The sequence below is a fragment of the Arthrobacter sp. BG3 genome, from assembly GCF_056680185.1.
In genome coordinates, this window is the sequence record NZ_CM155270.1 from 3,780,103 (window position 1) to 3,806,595 (window position 26,493).

The 26,493-nt window shown below is 67.3% G+C and carries 21 protein-coding genes and 2 tRNA genes; 17 read left to right on the top strand and 6 right to left on the bottom strand.

From position 1 onward, the window contains the following. Positions 1-132: 132 nt before the first annotated feature. Complete coding sequence (locus AC1MFL_RS17030; protein ID WP_479811339.1) at positions 133-618, bottom strand: OsmC family protein; 486 nt, start codon at positions 616-618, stop codon at positions 133-135. Next, a complete protein-coding gene (gene pepN / locus AC1MFL_RS17035) occupies positions 615-3,173 on the bottom strand; it encodes an aminopeptidase N (protein ID WP_479811341.1) in 2,559 nt (852 codons plus the stop codon). The genes AC1MFL_RS17030 and pepN overlap by 4 nt, the downstream gene beginning before the upstream one ends. A 144-nt stretch (positions 3,174-3,317) precedes the next feature. Here pepN and AC1MFL_RS17040 point away from each other — a divergent pair, with 144 nt between their 5' ends. The 3 genes from AC1MFL_RS17040 (at position 3,318) to AC1MFL_RS17050 (ending at position 5,846) form a co-directional block, all read left to right on the top strand. Then, a complete protein-coding gene (locus tag AC1MFL_RS17040; RefSeq protein ID WP_479811343.1) occupies positions 3,318-4,319 on the top strand; it encodes a hypothetical protein in 1,002 nt (333 codons plus the stop codon). 118 nt (positions 4,320-4,437) lie between these two features. Then, a complete protein-coding gene (locus AC1MFL_RS17045) occupies positions 4,438-4,929 on the top strand; it encodes a ribose-5-phosphate isomerase (protein WP_301230168.1) in 492 nt (163 codons plus the stop codon). Further along, positions 4,929-5,846 (top strand): Fpg/Nei family DNA glycosylase, encoded by a 918-nt coding sequence (locus tag AC1MFL_RS17050; protein WP_479811345.1) that lies wholly within the window; start codon positions 4,929-4,931, stop codon positions 5,844-5,846. Before AC1MFL_RS17045 ends, AC1MFL_RS17050 begins: the two co-directional genes overlap by 1 nt. A 309-nt stretch (positions 5,847-6,155) precedes the next feature. Here AC1MFL_RS17050 and AC1MFL_RS17055 read toward each other — a convergent pair. After that, a tRNA-Gly gene (locus AC1MFL_RS17055) sits at positions 6,156-6,226 on the bottom strand. 131 nt (positions 6,227-6,357) lie between these two features. Here AC1MFL_RS17055 and AC1MFL_RS17060 point away from each other — a divergent pair. From AC1MFL_RS17060 to AC1MFL_RS17095, 8 genes are all read left to right on the top strand, one after another. Continuing rightward, positions 6,358-6,432 (top strand) — tRNA-Pro (locus tag AC1MFL_RS17060). Between the two features lie 68 nt (positions 6,433-6,500). Further along, a complete protein-coding gene (tig, locus tag AC1MFL_RS17065; protein WP_479811347.1) occupies positions 6,501-7,895 on the top strand; it encodes a trigger factor in 1,395 nt (464 codons plus the stop codon). A gap of 244 nt (positions 7,896-8,139) precedes the next feature. Continuing rightward, positions 8,140-8,781, top strand: a complete 642-nt coding sequence (locus AC1MFL_RS17070; protein WP_226761225.1) for an ATP-dependent Clp protease proteolytic subunit — start codon at positions 8,140-8,142, stop codon at positions 8,779-8,781. 38 nt (positions 8,782-8,819) lie between these two features. Then, positions 8,820-9,479, top strand: coding sequence for an ATP-dependent Clp protease proteolytic subunit (locus AC1MFL_RS17075; RefSeq protein ID WP_226761217.1), 660 nt, complete (start codon positions 8,820-8,822; stop codon positions 9,477-9,479). 216 nt (positions 9,480-9,695) lie between these two features. Then, a complete protein-coding gene (gene clpX / locus AC1MFL_RS17080; protein ID WP_479811350.1) occupies positions 9,696-10,976 on the top strand; it encodes an ATP-dependent Clp protease ATP-binding subunit ClpX in 1,281 nt (426 codons plus the stop codon). 104 nt (positions 10,977-11,080) lie between these two features. Beyond that, complete coding sequence (locus AC1MFL_RS17085) at positions 11,081-11,725, top strand: mycothiol-dependent nitroreductase Rv2466c family protein (protein WP_479811352.1); 645 nt, start codon at positions 11,081-11,083, stop codon at positions 11,723-11,725. A gap of 403 nt (positions 11,726-12,128) precedes the next feature. Next, on the top strand, positions 12,129-13,979 hold the full coding sequence (locus AC1MFL_RS17090) for a glycoside hydrolase family 15 protein (RefSeq protein WP_479811354.1): 1,851 nt from the start codon (positions 12,129-12,131) through the stop codon (positions 13,977-13,979). 136 nt (positions 13,980-14,115) lie between these two features. Beyond that, a complete protein-coding gene (locus tag AC1MFL_RS17095) occupies positions 14,116-14,412 on the top strand; it encodes a putative quinol monooxygenase (protein WP_479811356.1) in 297 nt (98 codons plus the stop codon). Between the two features lie 92 nt (positions 14,413-14,504). On the opposite strand, the gene valS is transcribed toward AC1MFL_RS17095, so the two are convergent. Beyond that, positions 14,505-17,123 (bottom strand): valine--tRNA ligase, encoded by a 2,619-nt coding sequence (valS, locus tag AC1MFL_RS17100; RefSeq protein WP_479811358.1) that lies wholly within the window; start codon positions 17,121-17,123, stop codon positions 14,505-14,507. 72 nt (positions 17,124-17,195) lie between these two features. Here valS and AC1MFL_RS17105 point away from each other — a divergent pair, with 72 nt between their 5' ends. After that, on the top strand, positions 17,196-17,570 hold the full coding sequence (locus AC1MFL_RS17105) for a DUF488 domain-containing protein (RefSeq protein WP_479811360.1): 375 nt from the start codon (positions 17,196-17,198) through the stop codon (positions 17,568-17,570). Positions 17,571-17,661: 91 nt separating this feature from the next. Further along, positions 17,662-18,423 carry an SDR family oxidoreductase gene (locus tag AC1MFL_RS17110; RefSeq protein ID WP_479811362.1) on the top strand — a complete coding sequence of 254 codons (762 nt, stop codon included), beginning with the start codon at positions 17,662-17,664 and terminating at the stop codon, positions 18,421-18,423. A gap of 106 nt (positions 18,424-18,529) precedes the next feature. Here AC1MFL_RS17110 and AC1MFL_RS17115 read toward each other — a convergent pair whose 3' ends face one another. Next, the gene (locus tag AC1MFL_RS17115; RefSeq protein WP_479811364.1) at positions 18,530-19,516 is read right to left on the bottom strand and encodes an endonuclease/exonuclease/phosphatase family protein; all 987 of its coding nucleotides are present in this window, start codon (positions 19,514-19,516) and stop codon (positions 18,530-18,532) included. 364 nt (positions 19,517-19,880) lie between these two features. Here AC1MFL_RS17115 and ileS point away from each other — a divergent pair, with 364 nt between their 5' ends. From ileS to ndk, 4 genes are read left to right on the top strand one after another with little or no spacing between them, the layout of a single operon-like run. After that, positions 19,881-23,258 carry an isoleucine--tRNA ligase gene (gene ileS, locus AC1MFL_RS17120; protein ID WP_479811366.1) on the top strand — a complete coding sequence of 1,126 codons (3,378 nt, stop codon included), beginning with the start codon at positions 19,881-19,883 and terminating at the stop codon, positions 23,256-23,258. Positions 23,259-23,261: 3 nt separating this feature from the next. After that, positions 23,262-24,620: a bifunctional folylpolyglutamate synthase/dihydrofolate synthase gene (locus tag AC1MFL_RS17125; RefSeq protein WP_479811368.1), complete on the top strand. Its 1,359-nt coding sequence runs from the start codon at positions 23,262-23,264 to the stop codon at positions 24,618-24,620. 3 nt (positions 24,621-24,623) lie between these two features. Beyond that, positions 24,624-25,067 (top strand): DUF4233 domain-containing protein, encoded by a 444-nt coding sequence (locus tag AC1MFL_RS17130; protein WP_479811370.1) that lies wholly within the window; start codon positions 24,624-24,626, stop codon positions 25,065-25,067. Between the two features lie 39 nt (positions 25,068-25,106). Then, entirely contained in the window at positions 25,107-25,526 is a 420-nt protein-coding gene (gene ndk / locus AC1MFL_RS17135; protein ID WP_479811372.1) for a nucleoside-diphosphate kinase, read from the top strand. 159 nt (positions 25,527-25,685) lie between these two features. Here ndk and AC1MFL_RS17140 read toward each other — a convergent pair whose 3' ends face one another. After that, entirely contained in the window at positions 25,686-26,357 is a 672-nt protein-coding gene (locus AC1MFL_RS17140) for a vitamin K epoxide reductase family protein (RefSeq protein WP_479811374.1), read from the bottom strand. Between the last annotated feature and the right edge of the window lie 136 nt (positions 26,358-26,493).

Below are 26,493 nucleotides of genomic sequence, written 5' to 3' on the forward strand. Positions count from 1 at the left end.
AACATTAGCGCCGTGGCGCGCCTCCATGCGCATCCTGGCTGTCACCCTGCCGGGTCAACGCCTCCCAACGGCCCGGACCGTTCAGCCGGACCGTTCAGCCGGACTAAAGCCGGACCGTGCAGCCCCGGCCGTTCAGCCCGTCTGGCCCCCGACCAGGGAGCCCGGCTCGTGCAGCACCGGGAAGTTGACGCTCCGGGCGATGAAGCAGAGCCGGTTCGCGCCGGCGTGCAGCTCCGCCATAAGTTCCTCCGCCACCGGGACCGCCAGCGTCACCCGGGGCTTGAGCGTGGCCGATTCAAACTGTCCGCTGCCGTCGCGGTTGGTCCGCATCAGGGCCTCGGCCCGGTCCTCGTACGCCGTCACCACCACCCCGTGCTTCACCGCGACGTGCAGGAAGGAGAGCATGTGGCACTGGGACAGGGCCGCCAGCAGCAGCTGTTCCGGGTTGTAGCGGCTGCGGTCGCCGTGGAAGGCCGGGTCGGCGGAGCCGTGCAGGACGGGCAGCCCGGGGATTTCAACGTCGTGGTCCCGTGAATAGCCACGGTACGACGCCGTCCCCTCTCCGAGGTTCCCGGTCCAGCGGACTGTCAGCGCATAGCGGTGTTCATCGAGGCTCATGCGCCGACGTCCGCCTGGCGGGCCCGGAGCGCGCGCGCCACGCCGTCGCGGTTCTCCAGCATCATCCGCCGCAGGGCCGAGCTGTCTTCCGGCAGCGCGGCCAGGAACTCGTCGGTGCGGTCCACGGTGGCCTGCGTGGTCAGCTGTGCCGGGTAGAGCCCGACGACGATCTGCTGGGCGAGCGCGTGCGTGCGGTCCCGGACGATCCCCGGGACGGCGTCGAAGTATTTCTCGGCGTACGGCTCCAGCAGGGAAGTGTCCAGCACCCGGGTGAACCCGCTGACGGCCGAACCCTGCAGCGCGTTGGACAGATCGCCCCTGACCACAATCGAGTCCCAGGCCGCGGCCTTGGCCTCCGGCGTCGGGATGGCGGCCGTGGCGAGGGCCGCCGCGTTCTGCCCGGTGGCCGTGTTGTCGTGCTCCAGCTCGGCGTCGATCTTCGCCTGGCCGGCGCGGCCGCCGGCGACCAGGGAGGTAATCAGTTCCCAGCGCAGGTCCTGGTCCACGGTGAGACCGTCCAGTGTGAGGCTGCCCTCCAGCAGTCCGGACACGGTGTCGAGCTGGCCGGCGCTGCGGGCCAGCAGTGCATAGGACTTGACGAACTGCAGCTGCGCGTCGGAGCCGGCCGGGACGCCTGCGGCGAGCTCCCAGAGCCGGTCGGCGGCGGCAACCGTGGTGGCCTCCTTGTGCTCCGCGGCCACATAGAAATTCAGTGTGGTGGCCAGCTGGCGCAACTGGACCAGGATCACGGAGGAATCGGATTCCTCGGCGATGTTGGCCAGGATCAGTTCCACGTAGCCGCGGGCCGGGGTTTCGCCGTCGCGGGCCGCATCCCAGGCCGAGCCCCACACGAGGGTGCGGGGAAGGCTCTGGCTGAAGTCCTTGAGGTGGGCCGTGGCCGCGGCGAGGGACGCCGGGTCGAGGCGGACCTTGGCGTAGGCGAGGTCGTCGTCGTTGAGCAGCACCAGGTCCGGCCGGGGGAGCCCGGCCAGCGTCGGCACCTCCGTGCGCGCGCCGTCGACGTCGAGTTCCTCGCGGTGCACGCGTTCCAGCTTGCCGGCGCCGTTGAGGTTGTAGAAGCCGACGGCGAGCCGGTGCGGGCGGATGGTGGGCTGGGCCTCGGTGGCGGACTGCAGGATCGCGAAGGAGGAGATGGTGCCGTCCTCGCCCACGGACAGCTCGGGCTTGAGCGTGTTGACGCCGGCGGTCTCCAGCCAGAGCCGCCCCCACTGATCCAGGTCGCGGCCGCTGGCCTTCTCAAGCTCGGCCATCAGGTCACTGAGTTCGGTGTTCTGCCAGGCGTGCTTGCGGAAGTACTCGCGGACGCCGGCCATGAATTCCTCCGGACCCACCCATGCCACGAGCTGGCGGAGCACCGAGGCGCCCTTGGCATAGGTGATGCCGTCGAAGTTCACCTCGACATCCTCCAGGTCATTGATCTCCGCGAAGATCGGGTGGGTCGTGGGGAGCTGGTCCTGGCGGTAGGCCCAGGACTTCTCCACCGAGGCAAAGGTGGTCCAGGCGCGGTCGAATTTGGTGTTTTCCACAGCGGCCAGGTGGGACATGTACTCCGCGAAGGACTCATTGAGCCAGAGGTCGTTCCACCAGCGCATGGTCACGAAGTCCCCGAACCACATGTGGGCGAGCTCGTGCAGCACGGTGATGGCGCGGCGCTCCACCTGGGCGTCGGTGACCTTGCTGCGGAAGACGTAGCCTTCCAGGATGGTCACGGCCCCGGCGTTCTCCATTGCCCCGGCGTTGAACTCCGGCACAAAGAGCTGGTCGTACTTCTCGAACGGGTAGGGGCAGCCGAACTGCGCTTCGAAGAACTCGAAGCCCTGACGGGTCAGTTCGAAGATGTTGTCCGCGTCGAGGTACTGCATGAGGGACTTGCGGGCGAAGACGCCCAGCGGGGTGACTTTCCCGTCGGCGGAGACGACCTCGCTGCGGACGGACTGGTACGGCCCGGCGATGAGCGCCGTCACGTAGGAGGAGAGCCGCGGGGTCGGGGTGAATTCCCAGACGGAGCGGGCGCCGCCGTCGGTGCCGGGGATGGTCTCGACCGGCACGGGAGTGGGGGAGTTGGACACGACATCCCAGTGCGAGGGGGCGATGACCGTGAACGTGAAGCTGGCCTTGAGGTCGGGCTGTTCAAACACGGCGAACATCCGCCGGGAATCCGGTACCTCGAACTGGGTGTAGAGGTAGACCTCATGGTCCACCGGGTCCACGAAGCGGTGCAGGCCTTCGCCGGTGTTCATGTAGCGCGCTTCGGCGACGACCAGCAGCTCGTTCTCCGCCGCGAGGTCCGGCAACTGGATGCGGACGCCGTCGGAAACCTCTGCCGGGTCAAGCTCGCGCCCGTTAAGGGTCACGCCCAGCACGGCGTGGGTCACGGCATCGATGAAGGTCGAGGACCCCGGCTTGGCCGAGAACTTCACGGCGGTTGTGGTGCCGAAGACTTTGTCCCCGCGGCTCAGGTCGAGTTCGACCTCGTAGGAGTCGACGGCGATCAGTTCGGCACGCTCGCGTGCCTCGGCGCGCGTCAGGTTCATTCCAGGCAAAGTTGGGCCTCCGGGGATGCTTAGGGACGGGAAACTCGTTACTGTGAAATCATTCTTTCACTTCTGCGGTGCTTGGCAAGTTGTCCGGGTCACACCAAGATACAACGCCGAACCGCCGGGGGTAGCGTTGGGGATATGGGAAAGCTTCGGGATTCTGTGGACGCCAGGGCAATGCGCTTCGCCATCGGGTTCCCGGTGATGCTCGCGGCGGCGTTTGTGGTCTGTTCGTTGCTGATCCGCTCCGACCTGCCCGAGCCGCTCGCGGTCCGCTGGACCGGGAGCGTTGCGGTGGACTTCGCCCCGTTCGGGGTCGTCGTCGGAGCCGGGGCGGCCATGATCGTGCTGATCGGCTGGGCCGTGCTGGTGCAGGCGGCGCCGCTGTCCCGTCCGGCCATCATGCGCCGGATCATGATGGGCGCCGGACTGTTCGTCAGCCTCTTCGTCACCACCGTTCTTGCCGCAGTGCTGGTCGGGCAACTCGGCCTGCAGGATGCGAGGCAGGCCCAGGTGGACGTTGCCGTGCTCGCCATGGGCAGCGGCGCAGCCCTCGGCCTGGGCTTCGTCATGGGTTTCGTCTTCAAGGCCGACGAGCGCTGGTCCACGGACGACGACCGGGCCATCCAGGCCGCCCTGGACCGCGAACGTGATCCCGATCTGGCCCGGGACTCCATGAGCCTGTGGGTGCACGCCCGCAGTTCGGTCTTCGTGATGCTCGGGATCGCCACCCTGCTTCCGGCCGCCCTCCTCACCGCCGCAGTGCCCTGGCTGGCTGCGCTGCTCGCCGCGCTGGCCCTGCTCGCCGCCGCCTGCCTGTTTGCCCGCCTCCAGGTGGACCGGAGCGGTCTCCGGGTCTTCGCCGCCGGAATCGTCCGGGTCATGGATGTCCCGGCGGCTGCCATCGAGGCCGCGACGCCGAAGGAGGTCAGGGCCGCCGACTATGGCGGCTGGGGTTACCGGAGCAAAGGCCCCTCCACAGCGCTGCTGGTCAGCAGCGGACCCGCCGTCGTCGTCGACCGCTCGGACGGGCGGACCCTGACCGTCAGTGCCGGCAGTGCCACGACGGCGGACAATGTCGCACAGGTGATCTCGCGGGTCGCGGCGCGGGCCCGCCGGGCCGGCGGCGGCACTGCTTTGTGAAGCCCGGCCGGCCGCTGAACAAGCCCGCCGGCCCGCGCCCTAGTAGGCTGGTCACTGCCCTCCAGACCGCCGGCAGCCCACGTGATTCCACTGATCTGCCCCACTGAACGGAAATGCCGTGACCCCAACCGATCTCCCGCGCGTGCACATCGCCACCGACCACGCCGGTATGGAACTCAGCGCCCATCTCGTCCGGCACCTCGGCGCCAAGGGCTACGAGGTGGTCGACCACGGACCCAAGGTCTACGACGCCCTGGATGACTACCCGTCGTTCTGCATCAACGCCGCGCTCGCAGTGGTGGCGGACCAGGAAGCAGGAACCAGCGCCCTCGGGATCGTCCTGGGCGGCTCCGGCAACGGCGAGCAGATTGCCGCCAACAAGGTCAAGGGCGTCCGGGCAGCACTGGCCTGGAACCTGTCCACCGCGAAGCTGGCGCGCGACCACAATGACGCCAACGTGGTCGCCGTCGGCGGCCGCCAGCACAGCGTCGACGAGGCCACTGAAATCATTGAAGCGTTCCTGGCCGAACCCTTCAGCAACGACGAACGCCACGTCCGCCGGATCGGCAAAATCGCCACCTACGAGCGCACCGGCGAGGTCGTCGCCTAGTGCCGGAAGGGCATTCCGTCCACCGGCTGGCCCGACAGTTCGGGGACGTCTTCACGGGGGAGCGGCTGGCGGTGTCCAGCCCGCAGGGGCGTTTCGCCCAGGGCGCGGCGCTGCTGGACGGCCACACCCTCGCCGGCTCGGCCGCGCACGGCAAGCACCTCTTCCTGGAGTTCGAGCACGGGCTGCTGCTCCATGTCCACCTCGGCCTCTACGGCGCCTGGGACTTCGGCGGCGACGCAAGCTTCCGTGGAGCGTCCAGCATCGGCGCGCCCCGCAAGGTGGGGGAGCGGGAGGTCTACGACGACGGGGAAGCGGCTGGGCCGGCCCAGTACCAGGGGCCGCCCGCACCGGTCGGTGCCGTCCGCGTCCGGATCGCCAGTGCCCACGGCTGGGCCGATCTCCGCGGTGCGACCACCTGCGAGACGGTCACGGAAGCGGAGGCGGAGGCCGTGCTGGCACGGCTCGGTCCTGATCCGCTGCGCAACCTGCCCGGCGACCGGGAGTCATTCGTCACCGGGCTCCTGGCCAGGCGCACGCCGCTGGCGGCCCTGCTGATGGACCAGAAGGCCATTGCCGGCGTCGGGAATGTCTACCGCGCCGAACTGCTGTTCCGGCAGCGCCTGGACCCCTGGCTGCCGGGGCAGCGGCTGTCCGAGGAGGCAGCGGGCCGGCTCTGGGACGACACCGTCGCAGTGATGTCCGACGGCGTCCGCGACGGCCGGATCATCACCACGCCCCCGCGCTACTGGGACTCGGCCGGGGCCGGGGGATCCCGCGGCGGCCTGCCCGCCCCGGAGGAGTCCCACTTCGTCTACCGGCGGCAGGGACTCGACTGCCGTGACTGCGGAACGCCGGTGGCCCTGACCGAGCTCGGCGCCCGCAAGCTGTACTGGTGCCCGGCCTGCCAGACCGGCTGACGCACAGGCTGGGAGCTGACGCACAGCCTGGAACAGCGGTGGGACCCGACGTGAGCCGGCGTTACCCCCGGCGGGGCGCCTTTGGCTGCGCCCGGGGGCGCCTTTGGCTGCGCCCGGGGGCGCCTTTGGCTGCGCCCGGGGGCGTCTTTGGCCGCATTTCCGGGCCTTAGACCCGCTATTTGCGGCGTGTCCGTGTCAAAGTGGCCCCGAACCGCGCCCAAGGCGGCATGGGCGGACGCCCGGGAGCCGTGGCTCGGCACCGGAGATGAAAAAAGCCCCTCCGGAGAGGGGCATTTCGTCATATTTCGGAGGGGACGACGGGAATCGAACCCGCATCATCAGTTTGGAAGACTGAGGCTTTACCACTAAGCTACGTCCCCGGGAATATGCTGGAACTTCAGCAAAACTTCCGGACGGCTGTTGAAGCCGGATACAACTAAACCTAATTCAGGGCCCTGGTGTCAAATGTGCAAACCGGCGCAATTTGACCGTAGACTGTTCTGTGCACTTACGGGGTGTAGCTCAGCTTGGCTAGAGCGCCTGCTTTGGGAGCAGGAAGTCGCAGGTTCAAATCCTGTCACCCCGACTCTGCAAGTACTGCCAGACCCTTGGCAGTGCAGAACCCCACCCCCTAAAACCAGGAGTACTTAGACTGTGAAGAGCGCTGTCGAGAACCTCACCCCCACGCGGGTCAAGCTCAATGTTGAGGTCCCCTTTGAGGAATTGAAGCCCAGCATCGCAGAGGCATACAAGACTGTTGCTTCGCAGATCCAGGTTCCCGGTTTCCGCAAGGGCAAGGTCCCCTCCAAGCTCATTGATCAGCGCGTTGGCCGCGGCTACGTGCTGGAGACTGCCATCAACGACGGCCTCAACGGCTGGTACCAGGCAGCCGTTCAGGAAACCGGCATCCGCCCGCTGAGCCGCCCCGAGGTCGAAATCACCGAGGTGCCGGACCCGTCCGCCACCGACGGTGAACTCAAGTTCCACGCCGAGGTTGACGTCCGCCCCGAGATCGAACTGCCCGACTACGCCGGCATCAAGGTTGAGGTTGCCGCCGCCGAGTCCACCGACGCCGACGTCGACAAGGCCCTGGACGAGCTCCGCGGCCGCTTCGGCACGCTGAAGTCCGTGGACCGCCCCGCCGCGGACAAGGACTTCCTGACCATCGACATCACCGCCACCATCGACGGCGCCGAGGTTGATTCCGCCACCGGCCTGTCCTACCAGGTTGGTGCCGGCACCATGCTTGAAGGCCTCGACGAAGCCGTCACCGGCCTCAGCGCCGACGAGGACGCCATCTTCGACACCACCCTCGTGGGCGGCGAGCACGCCGGCGAGTCCGCCCAGGTCAAGGTGGTCGTCAAGTCCGTCAAGGAGCGCGAGCTTCCCGAGGCTGACGATGACTTCGCCCAGCTGGCCTCCGAATTCGACACCCTGGCCGAACTGCGCGAGGACCTTGCCAAGCAGGCAGCAGAGTCCAAGGTCGTCGAGCAGGGCGTCGAAGCCCGCGACAAGGTCCTCGACAAGCTCGTCGAACTCGTAGCGGTACCCGTCCCGGACTCCGTCGTCGAAGAGCAGCTCGAGCAGCACTTCAACGCCGAGAACGCCCACGGCGAAGGCGACCACGACACGGAGGAGCACCGCGCCGAGGTCAAGGCCAACACCGAGCGCGCCTTCCAGAACGAGATCATCCTTGACGCCATCGCGGAAAAGGAAGAAGTCAACGTCAGCCAGAACGAGCTGATCGACTACATCGTCACCACCGCCGGCCAGTACGGCATGGATCCGAACCAGTTCGCCCAGATCATCGATCAGAGCGGCCAGGTCCCGATGATGGTCTCCGAGGTGCGCCGCCGCAAGGCACTGGCCGTTGTCCTGGGCCAGGCCGAGGTCACCGATTCCGAGGGCAACAAGGTTGACCTGAGCGACTTCGTCCGCCCCGGCGGCGAAGAGGCGCCGGTTGAGGCTGCCGAGACCGAGGAAGCCGCTTCCGGCGAAGCTGCCACCGAGACCGCGAAGAACGATGACCCGGCAGCAGTGAAGTTCTAACACTTTCTGTTCCCGTAATTCCGCCGCACCCCCGGATCTTTGATCCGGGGGTGCGGCTTTTTAAGCCCACGATGAACCCTCCCGGCCAATCGTGCGCCGTCAGCGAACAGCCCCGCGCCTGAGCACAAAGCAGGCGCGAAAACCGTTAGTGTCCATGTAGGAAAGTTCAGTGATGTCGTCCAGTGGCGTCACCGTCGCCAGCGAGAGGTAAGTACATATGTCACAGCAAGCAGGGGCACCCCGGATGGCTACTGTCGATCCGGCAGCCCAGGATAACTACATTTACAACCGCCTGCTGAAAGAGCGCATCATCTGGCTCGGCTCCGAGGTCCGCGACGAGAACGCCAACGCGATCTGCTCGCAGCTGCTGCTGCTCTCGGCCGAGAACCCCGAGAAGGATATCTACCTCTACATCAACTCACCGGGCGGCTCCGTCACCGCCGGCATGGCCATCTACGACACCATGCAGTTCATCCCGAACGACGTCGTCACCGTCGCCACCGGCCTGGCCGCCTCGATGGGGCAGTTCCTGCTCTCCTCCGGCACCAAGGGCAAGCGCTACGCCACCCCCAACGCCCGCATCCTGATGCACCAGCCCTCCGGCGGCATCGGCGGCACGGCCTCGGACATCAAGATCCAGGCCGAGCTCATCCTGCACATGAAGAAGGTCATGGCCGAACTGACGGCCGATCAGACCGGGCAGACCGTCGAGACCATCCTCAAGGACAATGACCGCGACAAGTGGTTCACGGCCAAGGAAGCCCTCGAGTACGGCTTCTTCGACAAGATCGCGGCGCACGCCGGATCCGTGGCCGGCGGCGGCGGAACCAACGCAGACTCCACCGGCTCGGTCACCGACTCGACCGACACTGCCACCGAGAACTGACCGGCACGTAGACAGCAATGAATTCAGGAGCAATGAACATGAACTACAACTTCGGTTCGACTGCCGGTAACCTGCCGAGCAGCCGCTACGTGCTGCCGCAGTTTGAAGAGCGCACCCCCTACGGCTTCAAGCGCCAGGACCCGTACACCAAGCTGTTCGAGGACCGCATTATCTTCCTCGGTGTCCAGGTTGACGACGCCTCCGCTGACGACGTGATGGCACAGCTGCTGGTGCTCGAGTCCACCGACCCGGACCGCGACATCACGCTGTACATCAACTCCCCGGGCGGCTCCTTCACCGCCATGACCGCGATCTACGACACCATGACGTATATCCGCCCGGAGATCCAGACCGTCTGCCTCGGCCAGGCCGCCAGTGCCGCCGCCGTCCTCCTGGCCGCCGGAACGCCGGGCAAGCGCCTCGCCCTGCCGAACGCCCGGGTCCTGATCCACCAGCCCTCGCTGTCCGGCGGCCAGGGCGGCCAGGCCTCCGACCTCGAAATCCAGGCCGCCGAGGTCATGCGCATGCGGTCCTGGCTCGAGGACACCCTGGCCAAGCACTCCGGCCGGACGCCGGAGCAGGTCAATAACGACATCGAGCGCGACAAGATCCTCACTGCGGCCGAGGCCATGCAGTACGGCCTGATCGACCAGGTGCTGGATTCCCGCAAGATGAAGCCCCAGGCAATCACCAAGTAGCGGATCATCGTGTAACAAGCAGTACCCGACGCCGGTGCGGCCCACTTTTAAGTGGCCGCACCGGCGTCGGCTTTCCACCCAACAGGCCCAAAGTGACCTAGAGTGGAACATGTCACGGCTCCGTCCCGGAGGGATGGTCCGTGATTCCAGTAATGGGTGCAGCGCTGCGCAGGAGAACTACAGAGCCGGCAGCAAGATACTAAAAGGGGTTCACATATGGCTCGGATTGGCGAGAGCACGGATCTGCTGAAGTGTTCTTTCTGCGGAAAGAGCCAGAAGCAGGTCCGGAAGCTCATTGCCGGGCCCGGCGTCTACATCTGCGACGAGTGCATTGAACTCTGCAACGAGATCATTGAAGAAGAACTCGCCGAAGTAGCCGACCTGGGCAGTTTCGAACTGCCCAAGCCCCGCGAGATCTTCGATTTCCTGCAGGAATACGTGATCGGCCAGGAGCCTGCCAAACGCTCGCTCGCCGTCGCCGTCTACAACCACTACAAACGCATCCAGGCCGGGCACGCCCCCAAGAGCGGCAGCCTCGCCGAGGGTGTGCACCACGACGACGTCGAGATCGCCAAGTCCAACATCCTGCTGATCGGCCCGACCGGCTGCGGCAAGACCTACCTCGCGCAGACCCTGGCCCGCCGCCTCAACGTCCCGTTCGCCGTCGCCGACGCCACCGCGCTGACCGAAGCCGGCTACGTCGGCGAGGATGTCGAGAACATCCTGCTGAAGCTCATCCAGGCCGCTGACTACGACGTCAAAAAAGCCGAACAGGGCATCATCTACATTGATGAGATCGACAAGATCTCGCGCAAGAGCGAAAACCCCTCCATCACCCGGGACGTCTCGGGCGAGGGCGTGCAGCAGGCCCTGCTGAAAATCCTGGAAGGCACGGTCGCCTCGGTCCCGCCGCAGGGCGGCCGCAAGCACCCGCACCAGGAATTCATCCAGATCGACACCACCAATGTGCTCTTCATCGTTGCCGGCGCGTTCGCCGGACTCGAGGAAATCATCGGTTCCCGCTCGGGACGCAAGGGCATCGGATTCGGGGCGCCGCTCAACGAGGTCAAAAACAACACCGACTCCTACGGCGAGGTCATGCCCGAGGACCTGCTGAAGTTCGGGCTGATCCCGGAATTCATCGGCCGGCTCCCGGTCATCACCACGGTCTCCAATCTGGACCGGGCAGCGCTGATCCAGATCCTGTCGACCCCCAAGAATGCCCTCGTGAAGCAGTACCAGAAGATGTTCCAGCTCGACGGCGTCGAACTGGTCTTCGAGGAGGAGGCGCTGAACACGATCGCCGATCAGGCGCTCGAACGCGGCACCGGCGCCCGCGGGCTCCGCGCCATCATGGAGGAGGTCCTGCTCCCCGTGATGTTCGACCTGCCCAGCCGCGACGACATCGCCACTGTCGTCATCACCGAGGACGTCGTCTCCACGAAGGCAGCGCCCACGCTGATCGCCCACGACGTCAAGCGCCGCAAGTCCGCCTGATCCGGAATAAACACGCGGCACGCACCGCTGCCACCTGTGACACGCCATGCCGTTGACCCGGCGCAGTGCACCGTTTCCCCGCAGACTTCCCTAGGAGATCACCTGTGTCTGAATCCCTGAACAATCAAGCAGAGACCACAGCAGAGACCAAAAGCGCGGACTTCTGGTTCGACCCGATGTGCCCTTTCGCCTGGGTGACGTCCCGCTGGATCGGCGAGGTGGAGGGCGTCCGTGACATCCGCACCGAATGGCACGTCATGAGCCTGGCCGTGCTGAACGAGGGCCGTGACGAACTGCCCGCGGAGTACAAGGAGTTCCTGGTTAAGGCCTGGGCCCCGGTCCGGGTGATCACCGCGGCCGCCGAGCAGCACGGCAACCAGTACGTCAAGGCGCTCTACGACGCCATGGGCACCAAGATCCACAACGAGGGCAACAAGGACATCGCCGACGTCATCGCCAAGTCCCTCGCCGAGGTTGGCCTGCCGGCGGAACTGGCGGCGGCAGGAGAAAGTGAAAAATTCGACGCCGCGCTGCGCACAGCCCACGAGGCCGGGATCACCCTGGTGGGCCAGGACGTGGGCACGCCTGTCGTCTCATTCAACGGAGTTGCTTTCTTCGGCCCCGTCCTTACCCGCATCCCGCGGGGCGAGGAAGCAGGGCGCCTGTGGGATGCCTCGGTGACGCTGGCGTCGTTCCCGTATTTCTTCGAGATCAAGCGCAGCCGGACCGAAGACCCGGTCTTCAACTAGCGCCTCCCGCAGGGCGCAGAACGGCGCTCCCGGGCAGCGACGGGCCCCGGAAGAACTACTCCCATGTAGTTCATCCGGGGCTCTTGCGCATCCGGAACGACGGGAGAACAATTGAACTTACCCACTTCGCAAGAAGCGGGACGCAGGAACCAAAGATTCAGTGACACTCATCCGACGCAGCCTTCGGCAAAGTCAGATGTTGGCTACCAGTGACGAGGTAGGAAGACCTGAAAATCCAAGGATCTTGCCAGATTGCCTAAGACGTCACGTGGCAATCGAAAAGTCGAAGCCCCACCAACGGCAACACGCTGATGGGGCTTCCCCTTTGCCCCAAAACAGGCAGGCCCACCAACAGCCGGCCCAGGAACAGGCCCACGAACAGGCCCACGAACAGGGTGTGCCCATGAGCAGTGAGCCCATTGACAGCTACGCGCTGCTGTCCGACTGCTCCTCCGCGGCGCTGGTCAGCGCGTCCGGTTCCGTTGACTGGCTGTGCTTCCCGCGTTTTGACAGCCCCTCGGTGTTCGGACGGCTGCTGGGCCGGGAGGCGGGGTTCTGGTCGATCCGGCCCGTTGGGGCGCACACCGTTACCCGCCGCTACCTGGGCCCGACCATGGTGCTCGAGACGACCCACACCACGCCGGAGGGCAGCGTCACTGTCACCGACGCCCTCGTGCTCGGCGACGGCAGGCGGGGACATGACCTCGGGGCGGATTCGCCCGGAACCCTGCTGCGCCAGGTGTCCTGCCGCCAGGGCGCCGTCGACGTCGACACTGTCCTGAGCGCCCGGCCGGACTATGGCCTGTCCCGGCCGCGGCTGGACGCAGTGGATGGCGGCATCCTGATCAGTGCGGGTGCGATGACGCTGTCATTCTCGACACCGGTTCCCTTCCGGACCGCCACGGACTCCGCCCTGGCCAGGGTGGCCCTCCGCCCCGGGGACGTCCTCGGCTTCGCCCTCCACTCCCGAGCCGGGGCGGGCGGGGATCCTGTGTTGTGGAGCCAGGCCGAGATCACCCGCCGGCTCGAGGACACCGTGCAGGGCTGGAGCAGCTGGTCCGGCATGCACCAGAACTACCGCGGCCCCTGGCAGGACCTCGTCGCCGGCAGCGGACGCCTTCTACAAGCGCTCACCTACTACCCGACCGGGGCCATCGTGGCCGCCCCGACGACGTCGCTGCCCGAGGTGGCGGGAGGCGCCCGCAACTGGGACTACCGGTACACCTGGATCCGGGACGCGAGCATGACGCTGCAGGCACTCTGGGTGGCCGCGTGCCCGGATGAGGCCGGAAAGTTCTTCCAGTTCCTGGCGACGGCCGCCGCACGCCAGCTCGCCGCTGGCGAGGAGCTGCAGATCATGTTCGGTGTCGGCGGGGAACGCGAGCTCCCCGAGCGCGACCTTGCGCACCTGCCCGGCTGGCGCGGCAGCACTCCGGTCCGGGTGGGCAACGGCGCGTGGAACCAGCGCCAGCTCGACGTCTACGGGGAGCTGCTCGACGCCGCCGCCACACTGCCGGAGTATCTCGCGGAACTCGCACCGGAGACCCGCCTGTTCCTGGCCGATGCCGCCGATGCCGCCGCCGCACGGTGGCGTTCCGCCGACCACGGCATCTGGGAGGTGCGCGGGGAGCCGCGCCACTACCTCCACTCCAAACTCATGTGCTGGGTGGCCGTCGACCGGGCCATTGGGCTCGCCGGCATCCTCGGGGCACCCGGGAGGGTGCGGCGCTGGTCAGCGGCGCGCGGGCAGATCGCGGCCTCCATCCACACCGAGGGCTGGAGTCCCGCCGCGAATGCCTACACCCAGGCCTACGGCTCCGATGATCTCGACGCATCGGCCCTGATGCTCGCCATCGTGGGGTTCCTCCCGGCGGACGACCCTCGGATGCTTGCCACGATCGACGCGGTCGAACAACGGCTCACCGATTCACGGGGCCTGGTCTACCGCTACCGGGCCGACGACGGGTTCGCGGGGGAGGAAGGGACGTTCCTGCTGTGCACGTTCTGGCTGGCCCATGCCCTGGCCCTCGCGGGACTGACGCGGCGCGCCCGCGCCGTCTTCGAACGGGCCGCCGGGTTCGCCACCGACCTGGGCCTCATGGCCGAAGAAGTCGCCCCGGACAGCAGCGAGCTGCTGGGAAATTTCCCGCAGGCATTCAGCCACATCGGCCTGGTCAATGCCGCCTGGGCCATCAGCGAAGCGGAACGGCAACGCCCGGGTCCCGGCGCCGGGCAGCGGAAGCAAGCGCGCTGAGCGGATCCGAAGGAACAACCCCGGTGGCGCCGCTGTTGCTTCCAGTGGCAGGGCATCGGTCCCGGTGCCGGGAGGCCCAGGTATCCCGTCCGGTAGTGTCCTGTGTCCCGTGCCCATCTGCGAACATTGGAGCGACATGCCCATCACTGCCCACCTTGACCTGTTCCTCAAAGCGGAATCCCTGCCCACTGCGCCCGCCGTGCTCCGCGACGTCCTCACCGATACGCGGGCGTTTGACGGATGCCTCGGCGTCGAGGTGCTGGTCGACAGCACCGATCCGGCGCACGTTCTGGTGGTGGAACAGTGGGCGTCGCTGGAACACGACTCCGCCTACCGCGCGTGGCGGGCAAGCGACGACGGCGCGAGCGGGCTGGGAGAGCTCCTGGCCGCCTCGCCGGTGCTGACGCGCTTCGAGACCTCCTTCGGGGTCTAAGCCCCAGGACCGCAGGACCCTGTCAACACAGCGGGGGCTCCCCGCCCGGCCTGAGCCGGGCCGGGAGCCCCCTTGTGTCGCTGCGGCTGCCGCTATGCCTGCGCGGGCTCCTCGGCCGGCGCCAGGACCACGTCGCTGACGGTCAGCTCGCCGTCGCCGCCCACCAGGGTCAGCTCCCGGGCGTTGGCGGCTGCCTTGAGGTCGGCCAGGCCGGCCTTCAGCTGCATGGTGAGCGAGTCCGGGGCGGTAATGGTCGCGGAGAGCACCTCGGTGCGCTGTTTGACCTTTGCCTCGGACTTGGCCTTGCGGATGCCGCTGAGTGCGGTCCCGACGGTGGCCAGCAGGCTGGTGTCGCCGTCGATCGCGATGGCGTACGGCCACTCGGCCCGGTGCACGGAACCGGCCCGCCACCAGCTCCAGACTTCCTCCGTGGCGAAAGGCAGGAACGGGGCGAAGAGCCGCAGCAGCGTGTCCAGGCTCGTTGCCAGCGCTGCCAGCACGGAGGCCTGTTCGGCCTCACCCGCGGCACCGTAGGCACGGTCCTTGATGAGCTCCACGTAGTCATCGGTGAAGTGCCAGAAGAAGCTCTCGGTGATCTGCAGTGCCCGGGCGTAGTCGTAGTTCTCGAACGCCTTTGTGGCCTGCTGGACCACGTCGGAGAGCTGGGCCAGCACGGCCCGGTCCAGGGGGTTGCTGAGCACGGAGAGATCCCGGGAAACCACGGAGTTCTCGGTGGCGCCCAGGTTCAGCACAAATTTCGAGGCATTCAGCAGCTTGATCGCGAGCCGGCGGCCGATCTTCATCTGCGCGATCTCGTAGGCAGTGTCCGCGCCCAGCTTGGCCGAGGCCGCCCAGTAGCGGACAGCATCCGAGCCGTACTCCTCCAGCACGTCGGTCGGAACGATCACGTTGCCCTTGGACTTGGACATCTTCTTGCGGTCCGGGTCCAGGATCCAGCCGGAGATGGCGGCGTGCTTCCACGGCGCGGAGTCCTGCAGGGCGTCGGCGCGCACCGCGGAGGAGAACAGCCACGTCCGGATGATGTCGTGGCCCTGCGGGCGCACGTCGAAGGGGTAGACCTTGGCGAAGAGCGCCTCGTCGGTGCTCCAGCCGCCCACGATCTGCGGGGTGAGCGAGGAGGTCGCCCAGGTGTCCAGGACGTCGGCGTCGCCGGTGAAGCCGCCCGGCACGTCACGCTGGGCTTCCTCGTAGCCGGGGGCCGCGTCCGCTGCGGGGTCCACCGGCAGCTGCGCGTCGGACGGCACGATCGGAGCTGCGAAGTCCGGGTTGCCGTCGGCGTCCAGCGGGTACCAGACCGGCACCGGCACGCCGAAGAAGCGCTGGCGGGAAACAAGCCAGTCGCCGTTCAGCCCGGAGATCCAGTTCTCGAAGCGGGAGCGCATGAACGCGGGGTGGAAGTCGATCTCGTGGCCGCGGGCAATGAGCCGCTCACGGCGTTCCGCGTCGCGGCCGCCGTTGCGGATGTACCACTGGCGGGAGGTCACAACCTCGAGGGGCTTGTCGCCCTTCTCGAAGAAGTTCACCGGGTGCATGATCTTCTTCGGTTCACCCTCGAGGAGGCCGGCGGTGTTCAGGAGTTCCACCACGGCTTCCTTGGCGCTGAAGACGGTCTTGCCCGCGATCGCACCGAAGCTGGCGCGGCCTTCGGCGGTGGCGATCCACTCCGGGGTTTCGCCGATGATGCGGCCGTCGCGGCCCACGATCGCGCGGGTGGGCAGCTGGAGTTCGCGCCACCAGGTGACGTCGGTGAGGTCGCCGAAGGTGCAGACCATGGCGATCCCGGAGCCCTTGTCCGCCTTGGCAAGCGGGTGGGCCCGGACTTCCACCTCGACGCCGAAGAGCGGGGAGGTGACCTTCTTGCCGAACAGCGGCTGGTACCGCGCGTCGTCGGGATTCGCCACGAGGGCGGCGCAGGCGGCCAGCAGTTCCGGGCGGGTGGTCTCGATGTAGATCTTCTCGCCGTCCTCGGTGAAGAACGGGTACCGGTAGTAGGCGCCCGCGACCTCGCGGTCCTCGAGTTCGGCCTGGGCCACCGCGGTGCGGAAGGTGACATCCCAGAGGGTGGGTGCCTCGGCCATGTAGGCGTCGCCGGCGGCGAGGTTCGCCAGGAATGCGCGCTGGGAGATGGCCCGGGACTTGTCATCGATCGTGCGGTACGTCAGGTCCCAGTCCACGGACAGGCCCAGCGTCTGGAAGAGGTTTTCGAAGACTTTCTCGTCCTCGACGGCGAGTTCCTCGCAGAGTTCGATGAAGTTCCGGCGCGAGACGACGTCGAAGTCGCGCTGGTTCTTGGCGGGCTCGGCGGGCGGCCGGTAGCCGGCGTCGTACGCGGTGGTCGGATCGCAGCGCACACCGTAGTAGTTCTGCACGCGGCGCTCGGTGGGCAGCCCGTTGTCGTCCCAGCCCATCGGGTAGAACACGTTCTTGCCGGTCATGCGCTGGTAGCGCGCCAGGACGTCGGTCTGGGTGTAGGAGAACATGTGGCCCACGTGCAGCGAACCCGACGCCGTGGGCGGGGGAGTGTCGATCGAGTAGACCTGCTCCCGGGTGGTGTCCGGGTTGAACTTGTAGGTCCCTTCGTCAAGCCAGCGCCGGGTGAGGGCGTCTTCCAGCCCCTCCAGGGCGGGCTTGTCCGGAACGTTGATGGGGGCAGTGGTGGGCGTGTCTGTACCCTGAGTGTCTTCAGCCATGGGGCAATTCTTCCACGGTCCGTCCCGGGAGGCCGCCGTGGCCTGCCGCGGGGGGTGCAGTAGCATGCGCAGATGGGCAATTCTCAGGGAAGTTCCGCCGCACGTTTCGCCATCAAGCGCATCTATGACGAGCCCGCCGACGACGACGGCTGCCGGGTCCTGGTGGACCGGCTCTGGCCGCGCGGGGTCAGCAAGGAACGCGCCCAGCTGGACCTATGGCTCAAGGACGTGGCGCCGTCCGCGCCGCTGCGGACCGAGTTCGCGCACATGCAGGAGCGCTTCGCCGACTTCCGCGCCGCCTACGAGGCGGAGCTCGACGGCAACCCCGCCGTGCAGACGCTGCGGGACCTGGCCGCGGAACACGGGAAGGTGACGCTGCTGTTCGGGGCGAGGGACCCGGAGACCAACAATGCCCGGGTCCTGCAGGAGTTCCTGGCGCGGGACTGACCCGGATTCACCCGGATTCACCCGGGTTCACCCGGCTTCATCCTGCGGGTGCCCGCCGGGATGGCCGCGCGCTTGCCGTTAGGGTGGTGCCATGACTGAAGGAAACCAGAACAAAGCAGCAGTTGTCACCGGCGCCAGCACCGGTATTGGCGAGGCCACTGTCCGTGCGCTCCGGACCGAGGGCTGGACCGTGTACGCCGTCGCCCGCCGTGCGGACCGGCTGGCGGCGCTCGCCGCGGAAACCGGCGCCGTCGCGCTCCCGGCAGACGTGACCGACGACGCCGACGTCGCCCGGCTGGTGGACGAGGTGACCCGCGCCGGCGGCATCGACACGCTCATCAACATCGCCGGCGGCGCCCGCGGCGCCGACCGGGTGGCCGAGGCCAAAACCGAGGACTGGGAATGGATGTTCGAGGTCAACGTCCTGGGCACCATGAAGCTCACCCGGGCGTTCCTCCCGATGCTGCGCGCCTGCGGTGAAGGCACCGTCCTGAACCTGACGTCGACGGCGGGCCTGTCCGCCTACGAGGGCGGCGGCGGCTACAACGCAGCGAAGTTCGCCCAGCATGCGCTCACCGGCGCCCTGCGCCTCGAAGAAGCCGAGCACAACCTCCGCGTCATCGAGGTGGCGCCCGGCCTGGTCCAGACCGAGGAATTCGCGCTGAACCGCCTCGGCGGCGACCAGGCGGCGGCCGAGAAGGTCTACCAGGGTGTCGAGAAGCCGCTGACCGCGGCGGACGTTGCCGACGTCGTCCGGTACGCCGTCGTGGCGCCGCACCACGTCAACCTCGACCAGATCGTGATCCGCCCGGTCGCCCAGGCCGCCAACTACAAGCTGATCCGCAAGGCCTAGCCTCCCGCAGCGCTGCGCATAACGGGCGCCGGAGCGGCAACGCGGGGTCACTTACGGCCCATAAACCGGGGGTTTATGGGCCGTAAGTGACCCCGCGTTGTTTGGTCTAGCCGGTGGTGGGGACGATCAGTGTTGCCATGATGGCCGCGTGGTCCGTGCCGGGCACCCGGTGCACTGCATAGTCGGCGCTGAGCACCGAGGGGCTGGCCACCAGGTGGTCGATCGTGATGCCGGGGAGGGCATAGTCCTCCATCGGCCAGGTAGGGACCAGGCGTGAGCCCTGAAACATGCCCACGTCCACCATTGCCCGGCCCCCGCCCTGCAGGAGCCGGCGGAATTCGGCGTGGTCATAGCTGGCGTTGAAGTCGCCGGCCAGCACCAGGTTGCCGGGCCGGGAGACCAGCTGGCCAAGAGCCGCGAGGTCACTGCGCCACTTCGGCAGGCCCACGCCCACAGGTGCCCGGGTATGGACGTTCGTCAGTTCCACGACACCGCGCTGCCCGTGGGACTCCGCGGTGACCCGGATCAACGGCATCGGGAAGTGGGAGCCGGGTACCTTCCCGGTGGCCGCCAGCCTGTGGACGGAGTAGACCGCATTCCCGGCGGCGCCGCCCGCCGGAGCGCTGATCCTGTTCGGCAACAGCGTGGCCAGCCCGGCCGCGGCCAGCCGGTCTTCGAGCGCTTTGGTGTACTCCTGGATTGTCAGCAGGGTGATGCCGTTGTCGCGGACCAGCCGGACGATTTCCGCCGCGTCGGCTTTGCCGAGCTTGGCGTTGAGGCTCATCGTCCGCAGCTCCACCGTGCCCTGTGCGGCATCCGGCGCCGCCCGGGCGTAGTCCAGCGGGACCAGCCAGAAGAGCTGCACGGCCACGAGGCCGGCCGCGGCGCCCGCCATCCACCTGCGGCGGCCCAGCACAGCGAACACCAGCGAGGCGCCGGCCGGCAGCACCAGCCACGGGGTATAAGAGACCAGCTGGACCACGGTGGTGGGCCAGTCCCGCGGCACGGCACGGAAGAAAGAGACCACCACGACGGGTGCCGCGGCGAGCCCGGCCATGATCCGCCAGCCGGCGGCAGCACGGCCGGCAGGCATTCGCGGGGCGCCTTGGCCCCGGGCCCGGAACATCATGGGATTCAGTGTAGGCATTGCGGGCCCGTGACAGTTGTTAGACTTCTGGTAGCAGCTTTGACCCGGCCATCACCGGTGAGCTTCCGGAAGAACGCCCCGACGCCGCAACTTTGATGACAAGATGCGCGCCAGGGCCGGTAGAACCGGACGGGTAAGCCCGTGACAGCAGTAATGAGCGGCCGGCGCCGGAGCTCTGTCCCACCACAGGGGCCCGGCGGCGGTAAGTGAGGTGGTACCGCGGTGCCGGTGTTGTCGAAAGACAGTGCAGGGGCCGTCCTCGCATCCTGAATGAATCCATTTGTTCACCAGCTCAACCCAGGATGTCGAGATGACTTATTACCCGAAGGCCTCCGCCGCACCCGGCGCAGGCGCCACCGCCTCTGCTTCCAGCACCTCCGGTGTGTCGGCCTCCGTGAAGTTCCCGGAGATCGAAGAACGCATCCTCAAGTACTGGGATGAGGACGGCACCTTCCAGGCCAGCATCGACCAGCGGGACGCTGATCTTCCCGGCGGCAAGCCCGGCAGCAACGAGTTCGTCTTCTATGACGGCCCCCCCTTCGCCAACGGCCTGCCGCATTATGGCCATCTGCTGACCGGTTACGCCAAGGACCTTGTCGGCCGCTACCAGACCCAGCGCGGCCGCCGCGTCGAGCGCCGCTTCGGCTGGGACACCCACGGGCTGCCCGCCGAGCTGGAAGCCATGAAGCAGCTGGGCATGACGGACAAGACCCAGATCGAGACGATGGGCATCGACAAGTTCAACGACGCCTGCCGCGCGTCCGTGATGAAGTACGCCGATGAGTGGAAGAGCTACGTCACCCGGCAGGCCCGCTGGGTCGACTTCGAGAACGACTACAAGACGCTCAACGTCGAGTACATGGAGTCCGTGCTCTGGGCCTTCAAGCAGCTGCACGAAAAGGGCCTGACCTACAACGGCTACCGCGTGCTGCCGTACTGCTGGAAGGACGAGACGCCGCTGTCCAACCATGAGCTCCGCATGGACGACGACGTCTACAAGAACCGCCAGGACCAGACCGTCACGGTCACCTTCCCGATCACCGCGGGGGAGTCGGAGCTGTCCCGGCAGCTCGCCGGCGTGCAGGCGCTCGCCTGGACCACCACGCCCTGGACGCTTCCCACCAACCTGGCGCTCGCCGTCGGGCCCGCCATCAACTACGTCGTCCTGCCGGCCGGACCGCACGGCGTCAAGGCCGCCGCGGCCGACGCCCCCGTCACCGGCAGCTTCCTGCTCGCCGGGGACCTGCTGGGCGCCTACGCCAAGGACCTTGGCTACGGCGACGGCGCCGAGGGCGCGGCGGCTGCCGAGGCCGCCGTCACCTCCCGCCACACCGGCGCCGAGCTCGAAGGGCTGAGCTACGAGCCGCTCTGGGACTACTTCCACGACGTCGAAAAGTACGGCACCGAGAACGCCTGGCGCTTCCTCGTCGCCGACTACGTCACCACCACGGACGGCACCGGCATCGTCCACCAGGCCCCGGCCTACGGTGAGGACGACCAGAAGGTCTGTGAGGAGGCCGGCATCCCGGTGGTCCTCTCTGTGGATGAAGGCGCAAAGTTCCTGCCGCTCTTCGGCCACGGCGACCTCGCCGAAATCGCCGGGCTGCAGGTGTTCGAGGCGAACAAGCCCATCACCCAGGTGCTCCGTGCCCAGGGCCGCCTGGTCCGCCAGGCCAGCTACGAGCACAGCTACCCGCACTGCTGGCGCTGCCGCAACCCGCTGATCTACCGCGCGGTGTCGTCCTGGTACGTCGAGGTCACCAAGTTCAAGGACCGCATGTCCGAACTGAACCAGGAGATCAACTGGATCCCCGGCAACGTCAAGGACGGCCAGTTCGGCAAGTGGCTCGCCAACGCCCGCGACTGGTCCATCAGCCGCAACCGCTACTGGGGCAGCCCCATCCCGGTCTGGCAGTCCAGCGACCCGGACCACCCGCGCACCGACGTCTACGGCTCGCTCGCCGAGATCGAGGCCGACTTCGGCCGGCTGCCGATGAACAACGAGGGCCAGGTGGACCTGCACCGTCCGTTCATCGACGAGCTGACCCGCCCGAACCCGGACGACCCCCGCACCCCGGAAGAGGGCCAGTCGGTGATGCGCCGTGTCGAGGACGTCCTGGACGTCTGGTTCGACTCCGGCTCCATGCCCTATGGCCAGGTGCACTACCCGTTCCAGAACGAGGAATGGTTCGACACGCACAACCCGGCGGACTTCATCGTCGAGTACATCGGCCAGACCCGCGGCTGGTTCTACATGCTGCACATCCTGTCCACCGCGCTGTTCGACCGGCCGGCCTTCCGCAACGTCATCAGCCACGGCATCGTCCTGGGCTCGGACGGGCAGAAGATGTCCAAGAGCCTGCGCAACTACCCGGACGTCTCCGAGGTCCTGGACCGCGACGGCTCCGACGCGATGCGCTGGTTCCTGATGTCCAGCCCGATCCTGCGCGGCGGCAACCTCGTGGTTACCGAGCAGGGCATCCGCGACGGCGTCCGCCAGGTCATCCTGCCGCTGTGGAACGTGTACAGCTTCTTCACGCTCTACACCAACGCCGCCAACTCAGTGGACGGGAAAGCGCATGGCTACGACGCGAAGCTGCGCTACGACGGCTACGCCGACACCCTGGACCAGTACCTGATGGCCAACACCGGGGACCTGGTCCGGAACATGACCGCGCAGCTGGATGCCTACGACATCTCCGGCGCCTGCGATGAACTGCGCAGCTACCTGGACATGCTCACCAACTGGTACGTCCGCCGCAGCCGGCAGCGTTTCTTCGACGAGAACGTCGATGCGTTCGACGCGCTCTACACCGCGCTGGAGACGGTCTGCCGCGTCTCCGCCTCGCTGCTGCCGCTGATCTCCGAGGAGATCTGGCGCGGGCTCACCGGCGGGCGTTCCGTGCACCTGGCCGACTGGCCGGACGCGGAACTGTTCCCGGCCAACCCGGGCCTCGTCGAGGCGATGGACCGGGTCCAGCAGATCTGCTCCACGGGATCCTCGCTGCGCAAGGCCGCAAACCTGCGGGTTCGCCTGCCGCTGCAGGAGCTCACCGTCGTGGCCCCCGGCGCGGACGCCCTGGCAGGCTTCGCCGCCGTCGTCGCCGATGAACTGAACCTGCGCTCGGTCCGGCTGCTCGACGCCGAGGCCGCCTCCCCGGAGGAGTTCGGCATCGAGCAGAAGCTGGTGGTGAACGCCCGGGCTGCAGGTCCGCGGCTGGGCAAGAACGTGCAGCAGGCCATCAAGGGCGCCAAATCCGGCGACTGGTCCGTGCAGACCATCGACGGCGTCGACGGTGTTGTTGTGTCCGGCGGGCTCGCCCTTGAGCCGCAGGAATACACGCTGGAAACCGTCGTGGCGGAAGCCGCGGAAGGCGAGGGCTCCCGCGCGGCGGCGGTCCTGCCCGGCGGCGGCTTTGTGGTCCTCAACACCGAGGTCACGCTCGAGCTCGAAGCCGAAGGTGCGGCCCGCGACATGGTCCGCGCCATCCAGCAGGCCCGCAAGGACGCCGGACTCAACGTCAGCGACCGGATCCACACCACGGTTACCGCCAAGCAGGACATCGTCGATGCCCTGCTGGCCAACGCCGAACTCGTCAAGACCGAGACCCTGACCATCGAGCTGGACACTGTTGCGGCCGACGTCAAGGAACCCCAGGTCACTGTTGCCAGGAAAGTTGAGGCGTAGTCCATGACCGACGAATTCTCCGTAGAAAGCGTCTACGCCGAGCTGCTGGGACGGGCGCCGGAAAACAAGATGGAGCCGCGGCTCGCCCCGCTGCACCGGGCGATGGACATCCTGGGGGAGCCGAACAAGGCGTTCCCGATCATCCATGTCACCGGCACCAACGGCAAGACCTCCACTGCCCGCATGATCGAGGCGGGGCTGCGCGCGCACGGGCTGAGCACCGGGCGGTACACCAGCCCGCACCTGTCCAAAGTGACCGAACGGATCAGCATCGACGGCGCCCCGGTGCCGGATGAGACCTTCGTCCGGATCTGGGACGAAATCCGCCCGTACCTGGCCATCGTGGACAGCGAACTCGAGGCCGAGGGCCAGCCGCGGCTGACCTACTTCGAGTGCCTGACCATCCTCGGCTTCGCCATCTTCGCCGACCAGCCGGTCAACGTCGCCGTCATCGAGGTGGGCCTGGGCGGCATTACCGACGCAACCAACGTCGGGGACGGCCAGGTCTTCGTCGTCACCCCGATTTCGCTGGACCACACGGACCTTCTGGGCGACACCACGGAGGAAATCGCGCGCGAAAAGGCCGGCATCATCAAGCCCGGCGGTTTCCTGGTCAGCGCCGCGCAGCCCCGGGACGCGGCGCAGGTGCTGCTGGAAAAGGCCAAGGAAACGAACGTCCCGTTCCGCTTCGAGGGTGTCGAGTTCGGCGTCGAAGCCCGCACCGTCGCCGTCGGCGGCCAGATGGTCACCATCCAGGGCATCGCGGGCCGCTACGAGGACTTGCTGGTCCCGCTGCACGGCGCGCACCAGGCCGAGAACGCCGCCGTCGCGATCGCCGCGCTGGAGGCCTTCTTCGGCGCTGAAAAGGCGCTCGACGCCGGACTCGTGCAGGAGGCCTTCGCCTCGGTCACCTCGCCCGGACGCCTCGAGGTAGTGCGCACCGCGCCGACCATCATCGTGGACGCCGCGCACAACCCCGAAGGCATCCGGGTCTCCGCCGAGGCCATCCACGAGGCCTTCAGCTTCACCAAGCTTGTGGTGGTGGTCGGCATCCTGCGCGAAAAGGACGCCGAGGAAATCCTCCGCCAGCTCAAGGAATCCCTCGGCGACCTGGCCGCCGAATACTGCGTCACCCAGTCCAACTCGCCGCGCGCCGTCCCGGCCGAGGACCTCGCGGAACTCGCCGTCGAGCTGGGATTCGGCGAGGACAACATCCACGTCGCGGAGAAGCTCGACGACGCCCTCGAATGGGCGGTGGAACGTGCCGAAGCCAACGATGACCTCGCTGGCGGCGTCCTCGTCACCGGCTCCATCACGCTCGTCGCGGAAGCCCGGATCCTACTCGGAAAGGCGGATGCCTAGACCATGGCGAAACTCACCAAGGCCCAGCGCGAATGGCGCCCGGGCATGCCCAGGAAACGCCGCTCCACCAAGGTCATGTTCGCCTCCACGGTGCTGCTGCTGGAAGCTTTTGTGGTGCTTTTCGGCACCCTCACCGTGTTCGGGCTGCGGCGGGACGAGTTCCCGCCGGTGCTGATCTTCTCCGTCGGGATCGCGCTGTGCCTCGTGTACGCCTTCACCTGCGCGGTGCTGACCAAGCCGTGGGGGGTTGCACTGGGCTGGATCCTGCAGATCGTGCTGATCCTGACCGGCATCCTGGAGCCGGCCATGTTCGTGGTCGGCGGCCTCTTCGCGGTGGCCTGGTGGTACGGCATCCGCACCGGCATCCGGATTGACCGGGAGGCCGCACAGCGCGAACGCGACCAGGCCGCCTGGGATGCAGCCCACCCCGAAGGCCAAAGCAACTAGACTTATTTCCGAATCCCACCACCACACATTGGAGCAGCTGTGAGCATTGAGCGCACCCTCGTCCTGATCAAGCCCGACGGCGTCACCCGCAACCTGACCGGCAGCATCATCGCCCGCATCGAAGCCAAGGGCTACACCCTGGCCGAGCTCAAGAAGGTCGACGCGAGCCGCGAACTGCTGGAGCAGCACTACGAGGAGCACGTAGGCAAGCCCTTCTACGAGCCGCTCGTCGAGTTCATGCTCAGCGGACCGGTCGTCGCCGCGATCTTCGAGGGCCACCGTGTGGTCGAGGGCTTCCGCTCGCTCGCCGGCACCACGGATCCGACGACGGCGGCTCCCGGCACCATCCGCGGCGACTTCGGCCGCGACTGGGGCCTGAAGGTGCAGCAGAACCTGGTCCACGGCTCGGATTCCGTGGACTCCGCGGAGCGCGAGATCAAGATCTGGTTCAAGGGCTAAGTCCCGGGACCCACCCCCGCGCACCGGGCCCCACCCCTCGCCGAGGTCCATGCCCCCGCCGAGGTCCCCGCCGGCGCCGAGGTGACAGTTAAGGCCAATGTTCAGGACGAACATTGGCCTTAACTGTCACCTCGCGCTGGTTAACGGCGGTCCCGCGGCCTAATAGCCGGAGGTCCCGATGAAGACCTGGATGAAAGCGAAGAAGATGGTGGCGACCACGGCCACGTAAAGCAGCGCCGAGATGATCCAGCCGGAGTCGCCCAGGACCCGCGTGGGGCCCGCGGGCAGCCGGATCACGCCGTGGCTCACATTGCGGACGGTGACCCAGACGAACAGCGGAATCATCGCTGCCCAGACGACCATGCAGAACGGGCACAGGATGTGGATGGAGTACAGCGCCTGCGACCAGAGCCACCCCACGAACGCGAAGCCCAGGGTGACGCCGGTCTGCAGCCCGAGCCAGTACCAGCGGGCAAAGCTCGCACCGGCGAACAAGCCCATGGCCGTGGTGATAATGACCGCGAACGCGACGATGCCCATGAACATGTTGGGGAAGCCGAACACCGACCCCTGCCAGGTCTGCATGACCTGGCCGCAGGAGATCCAGGGGTTCACATCGCACACCGTCACGTGGCTGGGGTCCTTGAGGACTGCCAGCTTCTCCAGCACCAGGGCTCCGGAGGCAAGCCAGCCGACGACGCCGGTGATCAGCAGGAGCCACGCGAACGGGCGGTCGCGGGTCATCGGAGGCAGCGGCCGTTCCGCCGCGGCCGTGCTGGAGCTTTGCTGCCTCGCGGCTGCCTCGCCGGTGGCACTGGAGATGCTGGGCATGAAATGAATGTCCTTCGGGTCGGGTGCAACTGGTCAGATTGTATCGCCGCTGGCTGGACGAAGGCCGGGATGCGTTGTGCCGTCAGCAGTGATTCGGTACACGGTGTGGGCCGGATGACTTGCATACGCCTGCTTT

Excerpts from the sequence above, each read along its gene's own strand:
- clpX (WP_479811350.1), top strand. The coding sequence starts at position 9,696 with ATGGCTCGGATTGGCGAGAGCACGGATCTGCTGAAGTGTTCTTTCTGC.
- ileS (WP_479811366.1), top strand. The coding sequence starts at position 19,881 with ATGACTTATTACCCGAAGGCCTCCGCCGCACCCGGCGCAGGCGCCACC.
- AC1MFL_RS17030 (WP_479811339.1), bottom strand. The coding sequence starts at position 618 with ATGAGCCTCGATGAACACCGCTATGCGCTGACAGTCCGCTGGACCGGG.
- AC1MFL_RS17095 (WP_479811356.1), top strand. The coding sequence starts at position 14,116 with ATGCCCATCACTGCCCACCTTGACCTGTTCCTCAAAGCGGAATCCCTG.
- AC1MFL_RS17040 (WP_479811343.1), top strand. The coding sequence starts at position 3,318 with ATGGGAAAGCTTCGGGATTCTGTGGACGCCAGGGCAATGCGCTTCGCC.
- AC1MFL_RS17075 (WP_226761217.1), top strand. The coding sequence starts at position 8,820 with ATGAACTACAACTTCGGTTCGACTGCCGGTAACCTGCCGAGCAGCCGC.
- AC1MFL_RS17140 (WP_479811374.1), bottom strand. The coding sequence starts at position 26,357 with ATGCCCAGCATCTCCAGTGCCACCGGCGAGGCAGCCGCGAGGCAGCAA.
- valS (WP_479811358.1), bottom strand. The coding sequence starts at position 17,123 with ATGGCTGAAGACACTCAGGGTACAGACACGCCCACCACTGCCCCCATC.
- AC1MFL_RS17105 (WP_479811360.1), top strand. The coding sequence starts at position 17,196 with ATGGGCAATTCTCAGGGAAGTTCCGCCGCACGTTTCGCCATCAAGCGC.
- AC1MFL_RS17090 (WP_479811354.1), top strand. The coding sequence starts at position 12,129 with ATGAGCAGTGAGCCCATTGACAGCTACGCGCTGCTGTCCGACTGCTCC.
- AC1MFL_RS17115 (WP_479811364.1), bottom strand. The coding sequence starts at position 19,516 with ATGCCTGCCGGCCGTGCTGCCGCCGGCTGGCGGATCATGGCCGGGCTC.
- pepN (WP_479811341.1), bottom strand. The coding sequence starts at position 3,173 with ATGAACCTGACGCGCGCCGAGGCACGCGAGCGTGCCGAACTGATCGCC.
- AC1MFL_RS17110 (WP_479811362.1), top strand. The coding sequence starts at position 17,662 with ATGACTGAAGGAAACCAGAACAAAGCAGCAGTTGTCACCGGCGCCAGC.
- AC1MFL_RS17125 (WP_479811368.1), top strand. The coding sequence starts at position 23,262 with ATGACCGACGAATTCTCCGTAGAAAGCGTCTACGCCGAGCTGCTGGGA.
- AC1MFL_RS17130 (WP_479811370.1), top strand. The coding sequence starts at position 24,624 with ATGGCGAAACTCACCAAGGCCCAGCGCGAATGGCGCCCGGGCATGCCC.
- AC1MFL_RS17070 (WP_226761225.1), top strand. The coding sequence starts at position 8,140 with ATGGCTACTGTCGATCCGGCAGCCCAGGATAACTACATTTACAACCGC.